Source organism: Kitasatospora sp. NPDC033851, from assembly GCF_055576085.1.
Window position 1 is genome coordinate 186,632 of the sequence record NZ_JBVIRL010000013.1, and the last position, 16,510, is coordinate 203,141.

A 16,510-nucleotide genomic window follows, 5' to 3' on the forward strand; every position below is an offset into this window, starting at 1 on the left:
GATGGGGTCTGTGGTCACTTCAGCGCCCTTCCCAGTGCCCGTCGGGCCAGCACCGCTACGGTACGCCGCAGCCGAACGGCCGCTGCGGTCGGCCCCTCGGTCACGGCCTCCCAGGCGCCCTCGGCGCCGTAGTTGTCGGGGACGCAGGCGGTGGCCACGTACTCGCCGAAGGCGGCGTTCGCGGCCGGGTCGATCTCCCGGCTGCCGTCCCAGTCGATGCAGCCGGCCACCCAGGCCTCGGCTTCCAGCGGGCGCAGCGGCACCGGGGCGACGGCGCCGACGGCGCAGCGCACCGAGCGCCGGGCCGGGTCGAGGACGAGGGCGACCGAGGCGGTGGCGCGGGCCGGGCCGCTGCGGCCGGTGGCCTTGAGGAAGACCTGCGGGGCGTGCAGCAGCGGGACGCGCACCCAGGTGAGCAGTTCGCCGGGGCGCACCGGGTCGAGGCCGGTGAGCAGGTGACTGACCGGCACCTCGCGGCTGGCGCCGGCCCGGGCGAGGGTGACGGTGGCCTCCAGTGCGGCGAGCACCGGGAGGGTGTCGCCGGCCGGGGCGGCGGTGACGATGTTGCCGCCGAGGGTGCCGACGTTGCGGACCTGCGGCGGGCCGGCGGTGCGGGCGGCGTCGGCGAGCGCGGGGATGAGCGCGGCGAAGTCGGGGCGGTCCATCCGGGCGTGGGTGAGTCCGGCGCCGAGGACGGCGGTGCCGCCGTCCTCGTAGCGCCAGCCGCGCAGTTCGGTGATCCGGCCGAGTCCGACCAGGGCGGCGGGGCGCAGCCGTCCTGCGTTGACGGCTTCCATGAGGTCGGTGGCTCCGGCCACCGGTACCGCGGCCGGGGCGGCGGCCAGCGCGTCGACGGCCTCGTCGAGCGAGGCCGGCAGCATGATCGTCCGGTTCACCTGGGTCCCACCGTGCTCCACTTGCTCATCGATCGCCTGCCGCCCGCGGCCTTGGGCCGTGGTGTCCGCGTCAGCAGCCCGGCCTGGCCCGTAGGGTACGGGCGATCGGGCCGGGTTGGGCAACTCTGGCACACAATGCTCGATGATCACTTCGGGGCCGGTGAACGGGACTGCCCGATTGGGACGGATACCGGGCGGTATCTGCCCCGTCCCTGGCCGGGCCAGGGCAGATGTTCATCAGTTCTTGACGTCCGACGACCACTCAGAAGTTCCCGGAAGGCGATCACCGCACCGGCGGCGGGCCCGCGATCGGCCGGCCGGCCACGCCGGGGCGGCGCTGCCAGGGCAGCGGCCCGTCGGCCGGGCGGTACTCGACGCCGAGCGCGTCCAGCACCTTCAGGTGCGTCGCCAGCCGCCGCTCGAAGCCGGCGAAGTCGCGCTCGGCCGGCCCGGCGGGCAGCTCGGACCAGGCGACCTCGGCGAAGGCGACCAACCGGGGGAAGGCCCGGTAGTCGATGTCCCGGGCGCTGTCCATGAACTCGCTCCACAGGTTGGCCTGGGTGCCGATCACGTGCCGCGCCGCGGCCTCGTCCAGCTGCGCGGGCACCGGCTCGAAGCGGTAGACGTCCTCCAGCGTGCGCACGAAGCCGACCGGGATCGGCTCGTCCGGCCCGTCCGCCTGCCGGTGGTCGAAGTAGACGTGCTGCTCGGGGCACATCACCACGTCGTGCCCGGCCTCCGCGGCGGCGATCCCGCCGCCGAAGCCGCGCCAGGAGGCGACGGCGGCACGGGACCGCCCCCACACCTCCGGGCGCTCGGCACGCGGCGCCGACGGTCTCCCCCAGCCTGGCGGCCGGGAGGTGCCCCCACCCGCCGGCGCTCCCCCCTTCGGCGTGGTGGCAATGGCGAGCCCGCCCTCCAGGATCTCGTCCCAGCCGATCAGCCGGCGGCCGCGCTCGGCCAGCCAGCGGTCGAAGTGCCGGATGAGGTGGCTCTGCAGCTCGTCCTCGTTGGCCAGGCCCAGCTCGCGGATCCGGGCCTGGGCGGCGGCGCTGTCCTTCCACTGCTCCTTGGGGCACTCGTCGCCGCCGAGGTGCACGAACTCGGACGGGAAGAGCTCCAGGACCTCCTCCAGCACCCCCTCGAAGAAGCGCAGGGTCTCCTCGGAGGCGTTGAGCACGTGGTGGCTCACCCCCCAGTCCGTCCAGACGCCGAGCGCGGCGGTGTCCACCACGTCGGTGTTGCCCAACTCGGGGTAGGCGGCGACGGCGGCCTGGGTGTGGCCGGGCAGGTCGATCTCCGGGACGACGGTCACCCCGCGCGCGGCCGCGTACGCGACGATCTCGCGCAGGTCGTCCTGGGTGTAGTAGCCGCCGTGCGGGCGGTCGTCGCGGCGCCCGGCGGACCGGTAGCCGACCATCGAACGCTCCCGCCAGGCGCCGTGCTCGGTCAGCCTCGGGTAGCGCCTGATCTCCACCCGCCAGCCCTGGTCGTCGGTCAGGTGCAGGTGCAGCACGTTGAGCTTGTGCGCGGCCAGCAGGTCGACGAAGCGCAGCACGTCCGACTTGGGCAGGAAGTGCCGGGCAACGTCGAGCAGCGCGCCGCGCCAGCCGAACCGGGGGGCGTCCTCGATGTCGGCGCCGGGCAGCACCCAGCCCTCACGGCGCAGCGGCGACCGCCGGTAGGCGTCCGGCCCGAGCAGCTGCCGCAGGGTCTGCGCCGCCCACAGCGCGCCCGCCGGGCCGCCCGCGGCGAGCAGCGCGTGGCCGGGGCGCACCGTGATCCGGTACGCCTCGGCGGCGAGCGTGCCGTCCCGGACCAGTTCGATGCCCGCGCCCGGCCGGCCCGGGCCGAACGGCAGCCCGGTGGCGGCGGACAGCGTGCCGCGCAGCCAGCGCTCGGCGTCGGCCAGCGCGGGCGGTGCGGTCAGCGTGGTGGCGGCGTCGAGCGGGAAGTCCTCGTCCGGGCGGCGAACGGCGCTCGAAGGAGCGGGAATGAGGTCCATTCCGACATCCTGCCCACGCCCCGGACGATTGGCATAGACCACCTCGGAAACGCGGTGCCATGCAAAACGGCGCCGCGCACCGGCGGGCTACTTGTTGTTGTTGTCGCCGTCGCCGCCCTGCGGCTTGCCGATGCCGTCGTAGATCTCCTTGCACATCGGGCAGACCGGGTACTTCTTCGGGTCGCGCCCGGGCACCCACACCTTGCCGCAGAGCGCCACCACGGGAGACCCGGAGAGCGCGCTCTCCATGATCTTGTCCTTCTGGACGTAGTGCGCGAAACGCTCGTGGTCGCCGTCGCCGTGGGACACCTGTGGGACGGGCTCGACCAGGGTGCCGGTGCCGAGGCCGCGCTCGGGCTCAAGAGTGCTCATGGGTGCCAAGTCTATGGGCGCCCCGGGAAACCGGGCCAGTGTCGCGCGGCGGGCCCGCGGCTCAGTTCATCGTCGGGTCGTCCGGGTAGGTCGCCAGCAGGGCGAGCGGACCGCGCTGGCGGCGCAGCACCGAGCGCCACAGCCGCTCCGGCTCGGGGCTGGAGACGTCCCCCGGCTCGCAGTCCACCAGGTACCAGGCGCCGCTCTCCAGCTCCGCCTCCAGCTGCCCCGGCGACCAGCCGGCGTACCCGGCGAAGATCCGCAGGCTGCCCAGCTCGCCGGCCAGCACCTCGGGCGGCGCCTCCAGGTCCACCAGGCCGATCGCGCCGTGCACCCGCCGCCAGCCCAGCGGCTGGCCGGTGCCGGGCTCCCCCGGCGCCACCGCGAGGCCGAGCGCCGAGTCCAGCGCCACCGGTCCGCCCTGGAACACCACGGCCGGCTGGCCGACGAGTCTGCCCCAGCCGTCCAGCACACTGCCCACCTCGACCGGCGTCGGCCGGTTGAGGACCACACCGAGCGCCCCCTCGGCGTCGTGGTCGAGGAGGAGCACCACCGCCCGCGCGAAGTTCGGGTCGGTGAGCAGGGGCGTCGCGACGAGCAGACGGCCGGTGTGGGACCGGCCTCCGTGCGAATGGGCCGCCGTCATGCCTCACATGATCCCGCAGAACGGCACCGGTCGGACACCGCAACGCCCGAAACCACGCCACGCCGGACCAACACCCGTACGGCCGCATCGGCGGGCCCCTTACCCCCGGAGAGAGCACCATCACGGGGAGAGGCTCACGGGAACCAACGGCACGCCCACTACCATCTACGTCTGGTGGACGCCTATACGGTGCCGACTCGGTTTCGCCGGGGGCCCGAACGCGCCCGTACGACCGGTCCACCACCGGCTCTCTACCGGAGCCCTTCCCCACTCCTCTGGCACCCCGGATTGCGAGAACGATGACCGACGACGTCCTGCTGGTCCACGGCGGAAACCCGCTCGAAGGCGAGATCCGCGTCCGCGGAGCGAAGAACCTGGTCCCCAAGGCCATGGTCGCCGCCCTCCTCGGCCAGGGCCCCAGCAGACTGCGCAACGTCCCGGACATCCGCGACGTCAAGGTGGTTCGCGGCCTGCTGCAGCTGCACGGCGTGACGGTGCGCGCCGGCGACGAGGACGGCGAGCTGATCCTCGACCCCTCGCACGTCGAGAGCGCCAATGTGGCCGACATCGACGCACACGCCGGCTCCTCGCGGATCCCGATCCTGTTCTGCGGCCCGCTGCTGCACCGCCTCGGCCACGCCTTCATCCCGGGCCTGGGCGGCTGCGACATCGGCGGCCGCCCGGTCGACTTCCACTTCGAGGTGCTGCGCCAGTTCGGCGCCACCATCGAGAAGCACCCGCAGGGCACCTACCTGGTCGCCCAGCAGCGCCTGCGCGGCACCAAGATCGAGCTGCCCTACCCCTCGGTCGGCGCGACCGAGCAGGTGCTGCTCACCGCGGTGCTCGCCGAGGGCGTCACCGAGCTGCGCAACGCGGCCATCGAGCCGGAGATCGTCGACCTGATCTGCGTCCTGCAGAAGATGGGCGCGATCATCACGCTGGGCACCGACCGGACCATCCTGATCACCGGTGTGGACGAGCTGAACGGCTACAACCACCGCGCCCTCCCGGACCGCCTGGAGTCCGCCTCCTGGGCCTGCGCGGCGCTCGCCACCAAGGGCGACATCTACGTCCGCGGCGCCCGCCAGCTGGAGATGATGACCTTCCTCAACACCTTCCGGAAGGTCGGCGGCGCCTTCGAGGTGGACGACGAGGGCATCCGCTTCTGGCACCCGGGCGGCGAGCTCAAGGCGATCGCCCTGGAGACCGACGTGCACCCGGGCTTCCAGACCGACTGGCAGCAGCCGCTGGTCGTCGCGCTGACCCAGGCCACCGGCCTGTCCATCGTCCACGAGACGGTGTACGAGTCGCGGCTCGGCTTCACCGGCGCGCTGAACCAGATGGGCGCGCACATCCAGCTCTACCGCGAGTGCCTGGGCGGCACCCCGTGCCGCTTCGGCGCCCGCAACTTCCTGCACTCCGCGGTCGTCTCCGGCCCGTCCAAGCTGATGGGCTCCGAGCTGGTCATCCCGGACCTGCGCGGCGGCTTCTCGTACCTGATCGCGGCGCTGGCGGCCGAGGGCACCTCGACCGTGCACGGCATCGACCTGATCAACCGCGGCTACGAGAACTTCATGGAGAAGCTGCGCGACCTGGGCGCCCACGTCGAGCTGCCCAGCGAGCAGCTGGTCGACGCCTGATCACCGGCCCGACATACGGCGAGAGGCCGGGCTCCCCCCGCGGGGGGAGCCCGGCCTCCGGCCGTTCAAGGGGTGGCTCAGGCAGCGCCCTTGGCGGCTTCCTTCAGCTTGGAGCCGGCGCTCACCTTGGCGCTGTAGCCCGCGGCGATCTGGATCGGCTCGCCGGTCTGCGGGTTGCGGGCGGTGCGGGCAGCGCGGTGGGTGCGCTCGAAGGTCAGGAAACCGGGGATGGTGACCTTCTCGTCGCCCTTGGCGACGACCTCGCCGACGATCTCGGCGAAGGCGGCCAGAACGGCGTCGGCGTCCTTGCGAGTCACCTCTGCGCGCTCGGACAGCGCGGCCACCAGCTCACTGCGGTTCATGTGTACTCCTGTGGTCTGTTCGCTTGCGGTGTGCGGGGGCCCATCGGTGCTCCCACCGGGGGGCACCCGGATAGGCCGCAGGTCCGCACACTGTGCTCATGCAGGCAATGCGTGGTCGCAGGCCGGGTCCGTACCCGATGCCGCGCGCCCGTGCCTTCGAAGGCCCGCCCGCCTGCCTGGATACGAATCCTGCCCCGACCGGCCCCGAGAAAGCCAATCGGGCCCCGACCGAGGCACCCGAACAACGCCCGCCCGTTGGAGGTGTGACGCTCCGTCGGCTCCGGCGGACCGGGCGCGGACGGCGGTCGGGACGACTCGCCGGAAGACCAGGGGGACGTTCCGTACTTGTCGGACACGCCTGCCCCGTGCAGGGCTACCGTACGCCCTAGGACTGACAAGCCCAAACACGCCCCTCGCCCTTGTGTCGCAAGGGTTCGGGGCGGGCTGGGCGGGTATGACCGCTATTCGCACATTTGAGCGACCAACGGCACGTCCGCCGGTCGGGCCGTCAGAGCTTGACGGTGGGGAAGGCGGAGGTGTCCAGGGTGCCGACGATGCCCGGGGTCGGACGGGCCGGCACGGGGGCCTCCACGGCGTCCGCCAGGGCCGCATCGCGCACGGCGGCGGCGACGGTCTTGGCGACGTCCTTGTGGAAGACGCTCGGGATGATGTAGTTCGCGTTCAGCTCGTCGTCGGCGACGGTGGTGGCCAGCGCCCGGGCGGCGGCGATCATCATCTCGGTGTTGACCGTGCGGCTCTGGGCGTCCAGCAGGCCGCGGAAGACACCCGGGAAGACCAGCACGTTGTTGATCTGGTTCGGGAAGTCGCTGCGGCCGGTGGCGACCACGGCGGCGGTCTGCCGGGCGACGGCCGGCTCGACCTCCGGGTCCGGGTTGGCCAGGGCGAAGACGATCGCGTCCTCGGCCATGGTGGCCAGGTCGTCGCCGTCCAGCACGTTCGGGGCCGAGACGCCGATGAAGACGTCCGCGCCCGCCACGGCCTCCTTGAGGGTGCCGGTGCGGCCCGAGCGGTTGGTGTGCTCGGCGATCCAGCGCAGGCTCTCGTTGAGGTCCTCGCGGCCCTGGTGGACCACGCCGCGCACGTCCGCCACGGTGGCGTGCTCGACGCCGGCCGCCATCAGCAGCTTGAGGATCGCGGTGCCGGCGGCGCCCGCGCCCGACATCACCACGCGGATGTCGGCGATCTCCTTGCCGACCACCTTCAGCGCGTTGGTGAGGGCGGCCAGCACCACGATCGCGGTGCCGTGCTGGTCGTCGTGGAAGACCGGGATGTCCAGGGCCTCGCGCAGCCGGGCCTCGATCTCGAAGCAGCGCGGCGCGGAGATGTCCTCCAGGTTGATCCCCGCGAAGCCCGGGGCGATCGCCTTGACGATGGCGACGATCTCGTCGGTGTCCTGGGTGTCCAGGCAGATCGGCCAGGCGTCGATACCGGCGAAGCGCTTGAAGAGGGCCGCCTTGCCCTCCATGACCGGCAGCGCGGCCTCCGGGCCGATGTTGCCCAGGCCCAGCACCGCCGAGCCGTCGGTGACCACGGCGACGCTGTTGCGCTTGATGGTGAGGCGACGGGCGTCCTCGGGGTTCTCCGCGATCGCCATGCAGACCCGGGCGACACCCGGGGTGTAGATCATGCTGAGGTCGTCACGGTTGCGGATCGGCAGCTTGGACGACATCTCGATCTTGCCTCCGAGGTGCATCAGGAAGGTGCGGTCCGAGACCTTGCCGATCGCCACGCCGTCGATCGCCCGCAGCTTCTCGACGATCTCCTCGCCGTGCGCGACCGAGGAGGCCGCCACCGTGACGTCGATCCGCAGCGCCTCCAGGCCGGAGGCGGTGACGTCGAGACCGGTCACCGACCCGCCGGAGGACTCCACGGCCGTGGTGATCGCACTGACGGCGTTGCCCCGGGCCGGGACCTCCAGCCGTACCGTGATCGAGTTGGAGACACTGGGCACCGTCGCCATCGACGCTTCCTTCTTCCGTCTGTCCCGCAGGCTCAACATTTTGTTGAAGGCATCGCCTGCGCATGCTAGACCTCGATCGTCGCACCTTCCAAGGGGTAGCCAGAAATAACGTTCATTGAGTGTGCGGATCCGACAATCCCGGCCGGCTTCCGCCGACCTCCCCGCGACCTCCCCGCGCCTACTCCTTGCCTCTCCGGGCCGATGCGTTACATTGGACAGGCACCGGCTCGATCCAAGCCCCCGGGCCCAACCTTCGTCCCTTCGAGGGACCACTTGCCGCGAGGCGAGCATGGCGGGTCGGTGTACTAAACGTCTGAAGGCCCCTCACCAGCCGGTGAGGGGCCTTCTTCCGTAGGTCCTGCGGGTCCTGCGGGTCCCGCGGGTCCCGTGTGGTTCCCGCGGGTCCCGTACGGTCCGTCAGCCGTGCAGCAGCGCGGGCACGCCGGCCGCGTCCGGCAGGTCGTCCGGGCCGGACAGCACGGTCAGCCGCTGGGTCGCCCGGGTCAGCGCGACGTACAGCACCCGCAGGCCGGCCTCCGACTCGCCCGCGATGCCGGTCGGGTCCGCCACCACGGTCGCGTCGTACTCCAGGCCCTTGGCCTCCAGGCTGCCCAGCACCACCGCGCGCTCGCCCAGGCCCTCGGCCCACCCGGCCGCCTCGGCCCGGCGGTCCATCGGCACCACGATCGCCACGGTGCCGCCCACCTCGGCCAGCAGCTGCTCCAGCTCCGCCCGGGCGGCCTTGCCGAAGGCCTCCGGCGAGGGGTCGGTGACGGCCGCGAAGCGCGGCTCCACGCCGACGTGGCGCACCGCGCTCGGCGAGGGCGTGCCCGGCGCCGCCAGCGCCAGCACCTTGGCCGCGACCTCGGCGATCTCGGCCGGGTTGCGGTAGTTCACGGTCAGCGTGAAGCGGCGCCGGGGCTTGCCGGCCAGCACCTCGTCCAGCGCGGCCTGGGCCTCCTGCGGGAACGGCCAGGAGGACTGCGCCGGGTCGCCGACGATCGTCCAGGTGGCCATCCGGGCCCGGCGGCCGATCATCCGCCACTGCATCGGGGTGAGGTCCTGGGCCTCGTCCACGATGATGTGGGCGTACTCCGTGCGCTCCACCGGCTGGCGCTCGCGCTGACGGGTGCTGCGGTCGGCGAAGGTGGTGACCTCCTCCAGGCCGGTCAGCAGGTCCATCGCGTTCACCTCGCGGACCTTCGGCCGGGCCGGCTCGCCGAGCAGCACCTGGAGCTCGTCCACCAGCGCGACGTCGTGCGCGGACAGCGCGCCCTCGCCCGCCGGGGACAGGTGGCGCCAGGAGGCGGCCAGCAGCCGCGCCTCGTCCGGGGTGACGGCGCGGCGGGCGATCCGGTTGGTGTGGCGGTGCTGCTTGAGCGTGGCCAGCACCCGGCGCGGGGTCAGGGCGGGCCACCAGGCGTCCAGGAAGTCCAGGAACGGCGCCTCGTCCGAGACGTACTCGTCGAAGCTCTCCTTCTCCTCCTGGCGCTGCTCCCGGCCGTAGTGGTCGGTGGGCTTCGGCAGGTGCTTGACGACCTCCTGCCACAGGGCGTCCAGGAGCAGCCGGCGGGCGCGCGGGCGCAGCAGGTTCAGCGGGGTGCCGCCGGAGCCCACCACGTTGCCGCGGACGGCCCGCAGCCGGCCCGCGTCCAGCTTCAGCACCTCGCCGCGGGCGACCACCTTCAGCTCCTGCGGCGCGCCCAGCTCCAGCGCCCCGCGGGCGGCCCGGCGCAGCAGCTGCGTCATCCGGGCCGAACCCTTGATCCGGGCCACCTCGGGGGTGTCGTAGGTGCCCGCCTCGATGCCGTCCACCAGCGAGCCGACGGCCCGGATGGCGACCTGGCCCTCCTCGCCGAGCGCGGGCAGCACGCCCTCGGTGTACGAGACCAGCAGCGGGGTCGGCGAGACCACCAGGATGCCCCCGGCGTAGCGGCGGCGGTCCTGGTAGAGCAGGTACGCGGCGCGGTGCAGGGCGACGGCGGTCTTGCCGGTGCCCGGGCCGCCGGTGACCAGGGTGGCGCCCGCGGCGGCGGCGCGGATCACCTCGTCCTGCTCCTTCTGGATCGAGGAGACGATGTCGCGCATCGAGTGGCTGCGGGCGCGGCCCAGCGAGGCCATCAGTGCGCCGTCGCCGACCACGGCCAGTTCCTCGCCGTCCAGGGTCGGGGTGAGGTCGGGGCGCAGCAGGTCGTCCTCGACGCCGATCACCTTGCGGCCCTTGGAGCGGATCACCCTGCGGCGGATGACCCGGCCGGGCTCGACCGGGGTGGAGCGGTAGAACGGGGCGGCGGCGGGCGCGCGCCAGTCGATCACCAGCGGGCCGTACTCGGCGTCCAGGACGCCCAGGCGGCCGATGTGGAGGGTCTCGGCGACGGCCGGGTCGGCCGGGTCGAGCGGGGTGTTCGAAGGAATGCCGTGCTCCTCCGGGGCGTCCGCCCGCTGGAGGTCGATCCGGCCGAAGAGGAAGTCCTCGAACTCGTTGTTGAGCCGCTGGAGGTGCGCGCCGGCCCGGTAGACCTGGGCGTCGCGCTCGGCGAGCGCGCCGGGGGTGCCGACCTGGACCCGCTTGGCGGCGTCCTCCAGGATGTACTCGGCTTCGGCGAGCTTCTCCTCCAACCGGTGGTAGACGGTGTCGAGGTGCTGCTGCTCACCGGCGATCTCGCGAGCGCGGACGGTCTCGTGATCGGCGGTGGGGGTGGTGTCCGTGTTGCTCTGCATGGCCTCGGTGGTAGCGACGGAATCCGGCTCCGGAAAACGAGCGGACGGATGATCCTACGCCGCGACCCCCGGGCCGCGCTGCTCCGGAACGTACAAAATTCGAAGGCCGCCCCCCGCGGAGCGGTGGGCGGCCTTCGGCATGAACATGGGGTGGTGGAGATGCCGGGAATCGAACCCGGGTCCAGTGGAGTTAATTCAGGGCTTCTCCGAGCGCAGTCCGCTGTGCTTTTCTCGGCCCTGGCAGTCACACGGACAAGCCGCCAACAGGCCCAGCTGCTGTTTGATTTCCCATCCACCCTCGCAGCCCGGGCGGACGGTTGAGTTCCCTAGATTATGCCAGGGTCCGGGTCGGGAACTCCCCGGTCTGACACCCAAGCGCTATCGGTGCTTAATTAGGCAGCGAGAGCGAACTGCTGGGAATCGCGCTTAGAGTTGGCGATTATTTTTTTGCGACACGTGGTTTACGAGATCATTGCCGCGTTCCTCGGCTCGCTTCCCCTGTTTCAACATCCCCTGTCGAAACCGATCATCCCCATGTTTTTTTGAGAAACAGCTCGGACGATGACCGTCCGTGTTGCTTGCGCCATAGTACGCGAGGCGACGGGCGAGGGTCCAGCGGATTAACCCTGGCGTCCCAACCCTGGCGTCCTAACCCTGGCGTCGCCGGGCGGCCGCCACGGCGCGGGCCGTCTCGCGGGTGTCCTGCTTCTCGCGCAGCGTCTGGCGCTTGTCGTACAGCTTCTTGCCGACGGCGAGCGCGAGCTCCAGCTTGACCCTGCCGTCCTTGAAGTACAGCGAGAGCGGGATCAGGGTGTGGCCCGCGTCGCGGACCTTGGTCTCGATCTTGCGGATCTCCAGCTTGTGCAGCAGCAGCTTGCGCTTGCGCCGGGCCGCGTGGTTGGTCCACGTCCCCTGGGTGTACTCGGGGATGAAGACGTTGTCGATCCAGGCCTCGTGGTTCTGGATGTAGGCGTAGCCGTCGACGAGGTTGGCCCGCCCCTCGCGCAGCGACTTGACCTCGGTGCCGGTGAGCACGAGGCCGCACTCGTAGGTGTCGAGGATCATGTACTCGTGTCGCGCCTTCTTGTTCTGCGCGATCAGCTTGTGTCCGGTTTCCTTTGCCATAACGCGGTCATTCTCGCACTTCGGGGCCGGATCGGGCAGCTGCTTTAGGCGCGGGTGCCGAGCCCCGCGAGGACGCGCAGGGCGAGCGCGTCGGCGTCCTCGCCGGTGGTCGCCGGGACGTCGGGGGCGAGGCCGGTGCCGTCCGGGGAGCGGCCGGCCGGGGTGAAGTAGCGGCCGACGGTCATCTCCAGCACCGCGCCGTCGGCGAGCCGGCTGGGCTGCTGCACGGTGCCCTTGCCGAAGGTCCGTGTGCCCACCACCACGGCGCGGCTACGGTCCTGCAGGGCGCCGGCGAGCAGTTCGGCGGCGCTCATCGTGCCGCCGTCCACCAGCACCACCAGCGGGGTGCGCTGGTCGCCGCCGCGCGGGGCGGTCAACTCCCGGGTCTCGCCGCGCTCCTGGTAGGAGCCGACCGGGCCGCCGTCCAGGAAGATCCCGGCGGTGTCGGCCGCCTCGTCGACCAACCCGCCGGAGTTGCCGCGCAGATCGAGCACCACGCCGGTGTGCGGGGCCCGCAGCGCGGCGCGCACCCGATCGGCCACGCCGCTGGTGAAGGCCCGTACGGTGATCCGCAGGACGCCTTTGTCCAGACGCTCCGCGGCGACCTGCTCGCTGTCCAGCAGCGCGCGCCGCAGCCGCAGTTCGCGCACCGCGCCCTCGCCGCGCCGGACCTCCAGGGTGACCTCGGAGCCGGCCCTGCGCTCGTCGCCCCGGCCGCGCAGCCGCGCGACCACCTCGGTGACCGGCAGGTGGTCGGCCTGGTCCGGGCCGACGCTCAGCAGCCGGTCGCCGGGCGCGATCCCGGCCGCGGCGGCCGGGCCGTCGGGCGCGACCTGGGAGACCTCGGTGACGCCGTCCTCGCCGCGGCCGACCGAGAGGCCGACGCCCAGGTACCGGCCGTCCAGGCCCTGGCTGAACTCGGCGTACTCCCGCGCGCTGTAGTACGCGCCCCAGCGGTCGCCGTTGGCCCCGAGCAGGTGCTCGGCCTGCTGCTCGGACAGCGCGGTGCCGGCCGGGTCCGCCGGGAGCCCGCCGCCCGCGGCCCGGACGGCGTCGGCGGACGGGCGGGGCGGCAGGCCGCTCGGGTCGCCCCAGGCTCCGGTGGCGGCACCGACCAGCAGAACGGCGCCGAACACCAGGCTGAGGGCGGCCACCTGATGTGCCCTGCGCGGAGTTTGCAGCATGGCATCGGAGTGTAGACACCGCGTCGCGCGCGACGGGCCGGAACGAGGGAGCGCGGAACGGCGGCGGCCCCGGACGGCGCAGTGCCGTCCGGGGCCGCCGAGGCGTCCGGAGATCAGACCTTGAGGTACTTGCGCAGCGTGAAGAACGCCGCCACACCGGCCATGCCCATACCCACCACGATCAGCAGCGGTATCACCGCGAGCACCGAGCCGAGGCCGATGAAGTGGATGAACTGCACCCGGTCGGCCAGCCAGTTCTGGACGAAGAAGTGCCCGCCGATCAGCAGTCCGGAGGCCATCGCCGCGCCGAGCAGCGCGGAGAACGCGGCCTCGGCGATGAAGGGCATCTGGACGTAGAAGTTGGAGGCACCGACCAGGCGCATGATGCCGGTTTCGCGCCGCCTGCTGTACGCCGACACCCGGACGGTGTTGACGATCAGCAGGAGGGCGACGAAGAGCATCAGCACCATGATCACGAAGGCCGCCGTCTGCAGGCCGTTGAGCAGGCCGAACAGGTTCTCCAGGATCTTCCGCTGGTCCTCGACCGACTTCACGCCGGGTTTGCCGGCGAAGGCGCTCTGGATCACGTCGTACTTGGTCGGGTCGTTCAGCTTGACCCGCCAGGACTGCGGCATGGCGTCCGGGCCCAGGACGGGGATGAGCGGGTTCTCCGGGTTCATCTCCTTCCAGTGCTTGTACGCGTCGGGGGAGCTCTCGTAGGTGGAGGTCTGGACGACCGAGGTCATCTTGTCCAGCTGGTCCTTGATGTCCTGGACCTGCTGGTCGGTGGCCGCGCCCTTGTCGCACTGGGGCGAGTTGCGGGCGTCCGCCTTGGTACAGAAGTAGATGCTCACCTCGACCTTGTCGTACCAGTACCCCTTCATGGAGTTCACCTGGTCGCGGACCAGGAGCGAGGAACCGGCGAGGGCGAGGGAGAGCGCGACACTGACGACGACCGCGATGGTCATCGTCAGGTTGCGTCGGAGACCCACACCGATCTCCGACAGGACGAACTGGGCACGCATGCGGGAAACAACTCCAGGGTCGGTACTGCTCCGGGTCGGGCGATTCGGGCCGGCGGCCCTACGGGGTCAGCGCTGGGGGGTCAGTGCTGGTATCCGTAGACGCCGCGAGCCTGGTCGCGGACGAGCAGCCCCTTGTCGAGCTCGATGACGCGCTTGCGCATCTGGTCGACGATCGCCTGGTCGTGGGTGGCCATCAGCACCGTGGTGCCGGTGCGGTTGATGCGGTCGAGCAGCTTCATGATGCCGACCGAGTTCTGCGGGTCGAGGTTGCCGGTGGGCTCGTCCGCGATCAGCAGCATCGGACGGTTCACGAAGGCGCGGGCGATCGCCACGCGCTGCTGCTCACCACCGGACAGCTCGCCCGGCATGCGGTCCTCCTTGCCGCCCAGGCCGACCAGCTCCAGCACCTCGGGCACCACCTTGTTGATGGCGCTCTTGGGCTTGCCGATCACCTCGAGGGCGAAGGCGACGTTCTGCGCGACCGTCTTGTTGGGGAGCAGACGGAAGTCCTGGAAGACGGTGCCCAGCTGGCGGCGCATGTGCGGCACCTTCCAGTTGGACAGCTTGCCGAGGTCCTTGCCCAGCACGTGCACCGCGCCCGTACTGGGACGCTCCTCGCGCAGGCACAGGCGCAGGAAGGTGGACTTGCCCGAGCCGGACGAACCGACCAGGAAGACGAACTCACCCTTCTCGATCTCCAGCGAGACGTTGTCCAGGGCGGGACGGTTCTGCTTGGGATAGGTCTTGGAGACGTTGTCGAATCTGATCACGGCTGCATCACGGAGGCCATCCTAGGCGGCACCAGTCCTCGGTCGATCCGCCCCGGTCGCCCGGTCCGGGGGCGGGCGAAAGGAGCGCAGAGGGCCGCTCCCGGTCTGGGACCATACGCGAACCGGCAGCCGGCCCGCAGGGGCAGCCCGTGACAGCGCCCGGAATCCGGGAGACAATGTCCGGTTATGCCCCGAATTATGCGAGGCATGTCACAGCCCGGAAGCCGGAACCGCCGGAACCTGGCAGAGTGGGAGACGGCGACCGCGTTCGGCCGCTCCCCCGTACAGGGCAAGAAGTGGAACCAAAGCCCCGTCCGGTGCGTTGGCTGTAGCAGCGAGGAGGAGATCGCATGACCTGCGACCATCTGGTGTGCGCCAACTGCAACGGCCGCGTCAGCGACGGGAGGTGCCCGGTGTGCCGCGCCAACCGGGCCCGGCTGCAGGAGCAGCAGGGGCCGTTCGCCGCGCTCTCCCCCGCCGTGCTGCTGGCCCTCCTGGCCGGGCTGCTCGCGGTGGCACTGATCGCCCGGCAGGCACTGGCCTGAGTTCTTTCCGGACGTACCAACCGGACGCACGAAGGGCCCCGACCGCTACGGTCGGGGCCCTTCGTACGTCTTGCTCTGCTGTTCGGCGCTGGTCTTACTCGGCGCTGGTCTCGCGCTGCTTGCGCCAGCGGATCCCGGCCTCGATGAAGCCGTCGATGTCGCCGTCCAGCACGGCCTGCGGGTTGCCGGCCTCGTACGCGGTCCGGACGTCCTTGACCATCTGGTACGGGTGCAGGACGTAGGAGCGCATCTGGTTGCCCCAGGAGCTGCCGCTGTCCTTGAGCGCGTCCATCGCCGCCTTCTCCTCCTGGCGGCGCCGCTCCAGCAGCTTGGCCTGGAGGACGTTCATCGCGGACGCCTTGTTCTGGATCTGGCTGCGCTCGTTCTGGCAGGAGACCACGATGCCGGTCGGGAGGTGCGTGATGCGCACCGCCGAGTCGGTGGTGTTGACGCCCTGGCCGCCGGGGCCGGAGGCGCGGTAGACGTCCACGCGCAGCTCGCCCTCGTCGATGTCGACGTGGTCGGACTGCTCGACGACCGGGAGGACCTCGACACCGGCGAAGGAGGTCTGCCGGCGACCCTGGTTGTCGAACGGCGAGATGCGGACCAGGCGGTGGGTGCCCTGCTCGACCGAGAGGGTGCCGTAGGCGTAGGGCGCCTTCACGGTGAAGGTCGCGGACTTGATGCCGGCCTCTTCGGCGTACGAGGTGTCGTACACCTCGGTCTGGTACCCGTGCCGCTCGGCCCAGCGCAGGTACATGCGCATCAGCTGCTCGGCGAAGTCGGCGGCGTCCACGCCACCGGCCTCGGCACGGATGTTGATCAGCGCCTCGCGGGCGTCGTACTCGCCGGACAGGAGGGTGCGGACCTCCAGCTCCTCGACGGCCTTCTGGAGGGAGACCAGCTCGGCCTCGGCCTCGACACGGGTGTCCGCGTCGTCCTCGGCCTCGGCCAGCTCGAACAGCACACCCAGATCGTCGATGCGGCTGCGCAGGCCCTCGACCCGGCGCAGTTCACCCTGGAGGAAGGAGAGCCGGCTGGTCACCTTCTGCGCATTCGCGACGTCGTCCCACAGGGTGGGGGCGGCTGCCTCCTCCTCCAGGACCGCGATGTCGGCCCGGATCTTGTCCAGGTCGAGGACGGCCTCGATCGACCCCATGGTCGTATCGAGGTTCTTGAGCTCTTCGGAAGGATCGACGGCTGCCACGCCCCCAGGGTAATGGTTCCGGGGGTGGTCA

Annotated in this window: 14 protein-coding genes and 1 other RNA gene; 2 read left to right on the forward strand and 13 right to left on the reverse strand. The window is 71.5% G+C overall.

Annotated elements, in window-relative coordinates; genetic code table 11:
* Positions 1-14: 14 nt before the first annotated feature.
* From ACZ51D_RS24560 to ACZ51D_RS24575, 4 genes are all read right to left on the reverse strand, one after another.
* The gene (locus ACZ51D_RS24560; protein ID WP_360497233.1) at positions 15-881 is read right to left on the reverse strand and encodes an FAD binding domain-containing protein; all 867 of its coding nucleotides are present in this window, start codon (positions 879-881) and stop codon (positions 15-17) included.
* A 298-nt stretch (positions 882-1,179) separates the two neighbouring features.
* Positions 1,180-2,901 (reverse strand): beta-N-acetylhexosaminidase, encoded by a 1,722-nt coding sequence (locus ACZ51D_RS24565; protein WP_465663534.1) that lies wholly within the window; start codon positions 2,899-2,901, stop codon positions 1,180-1,182.
* Between the two features lie 87 nt (positions 2,902-2,988).
* Entirely contained in the window at positions 2,989-3,273 is a 285-nt protein-coding gene (locus tag ACZ51D_RS24570; RefSeq protein WP_188304149.1) for a DUF3039 domain-containing protein, read from the reverse strand.
* 61 nt (positions 3,274-3,334) lie between these two features.
* The gene (locus tag ACZ51D_RS24575) at positions 3,335-3,919 is read right to left on the reverse strand and encodes a YqgE/AlgH family protein (RefSeq protein ID WP_360496783.1); all 585 of its coding nucleotides are present in this window, start codon (positions 3,917-3,919) and stop codon (positions 3,335-3,337) included.
* A 299-nt stretch (positions 3,920-4,218) separates the two neighbouring features.
* On the opposite strand from ACZ51D_RS24575, the gene murA reads away from it, so the two are divergent.
* A complete protein-coding gene (gene murA / locus ACZ51D_RS24580; protein ID WP_360496780.1) occupies positions 4,219-5,559 on the forward strand; it encodes a UDP-N-acetylglucosamine 1-carboxyvinyltransferase in 1,341 nt (446 codons plus the stop codon).
* Positions 5,560-5,636: 77 nt separating this feature from the next.
* Here the strand turns inward: murA and ACZ51D_RS24585 are convergent, their stop codons facing one another.
* The 8 genes from ACZ51D_RS24585 to ftsE all read right to left on the reverse strand — a co-directional run bounded on the left by ACZ51D_RS24585 (position 5,637) and on the right by ftsE (position 14,727).
* Positions 5,637-5,921: an HU family DNA-binding protein gene (locus tag ACZ51D_RS24585; protein WP_030242980.1), complete on the reverse strand. Its 285-nt coding sequence runs from the start codon at positions 5,919-5,921 to the stop codon at positions 5,637-5,639.
* A gap of 508 nt (positions 5,922-6,429) precedes the next feature.
* Positions 6,430-7,902 (reverse strand): NAD-dependent malic enzyme, encoded by a 1,473-nt coding sequence (locus ACZ51D_RS24590; protein WP_360496777.1) that lies wholly within the window; start codon positions 7,900-7,902, stop codon positions 6,430-6,432.
* Between the two features lie 417 nt (positions 7,903-8,319).
* Positions 8,320-10,623, reverse strand: coding sequence for a HelD family protein (locus tag ACZ51D_RS24595; protein WP_465620342.1), 2,304 nt, complete (start codon positions 10,621-10,623; stop codon positions 8,320-8,322).
* Between the two features lie 151 nt (positions 10,624-10,774).
* Positions 10,775-11,157: a transfer-messenger RNA gene (ssrA, locus tag ACZ51D_RS24600) on the reverse strand.
* A gap of 114 nt (positions 11,158-11,271) precedes the next feature.
* Entirely contained in the window at positions 11,272-11,748 is a 477-nt protein-coding gene (gene smpB / locus ACZ51D_RS24605) for an SsrA-binding protein SmpB (protein ID WP_350521768.1), read from the reverse strand.
* Between the two features lie 44 nt (positions 11,749-11,792).
* Entirely contained in the window at positions 11,793-12,932 is a 1,140-nt protein-coding gene (locus ACZ51D_RS24610; RefSeq protein WP_465620340.1) for a S41 family peptidase, read from the reverse strand.
* Between the two features lie 113 nt (positions 12,933-13,045).
* Positions 13,046-13,957 carry a permease-like cell division protein FtsX gene (gene ftsX / locus ACZ51D_RS24615; protein ID WP_360496768.1) on the reverse strand — a complete coding sequence of 304 codons (912 nt, stop codon included), beginning with the start codon at positions 13,955-13,957 and terminating at the stop codon, positions 13,046-13,048.
* 80 nt (positions 13,958-14,037) lie between these two features.
* Positions 14,038-14,727 (reverse strand): cell division ATP-binding protein FtsE, encoded by a 690-nt coding sequence (gene ftsE, locus ACZ51D_RS24620; RefSeq protein ID WP_030059730.1) that lies wholly within the window; start codon positions 14,725-14,727, stop codon positions 14,038-14,040.
* A gap of 350 nt (positions 14,728-15,077) precedes the next feature.
* Here ftsE and ACZ51D_RS24625 point away from each other — a divergent pair, with 350 nt between their 5' ends.
* Positions 15,078-15,272 (forward strand): hypothetical protein, encoded by a 195-nt coding sequence (locus ACZ51D_RS24625; protein ID WP_465620338.1) that lies wholly within the window; start codon positions 15,078-15,080, stop codon positions 15,270-15,272.
* Between the two features lie 94 nt (positions 15,273-15,366).
* On the opposite strand, the gene prfB is transcribed toward ACZ51D_RS24625, so the two are convergent.
* Positions 15,367-16,479: a peptide chain release factor 2 gene (gene prfB, locus ACZ51D_RS24630; protein WP_360496762.1), complete on the reverse strand. Its 1,113-nt coding sequence runs from the start codon at positions 16,477-16,479 to the stop codon at positions 15,367-15,369.
* Positions 16,480-16,510 lie beyond the last annotated feature (31 nt).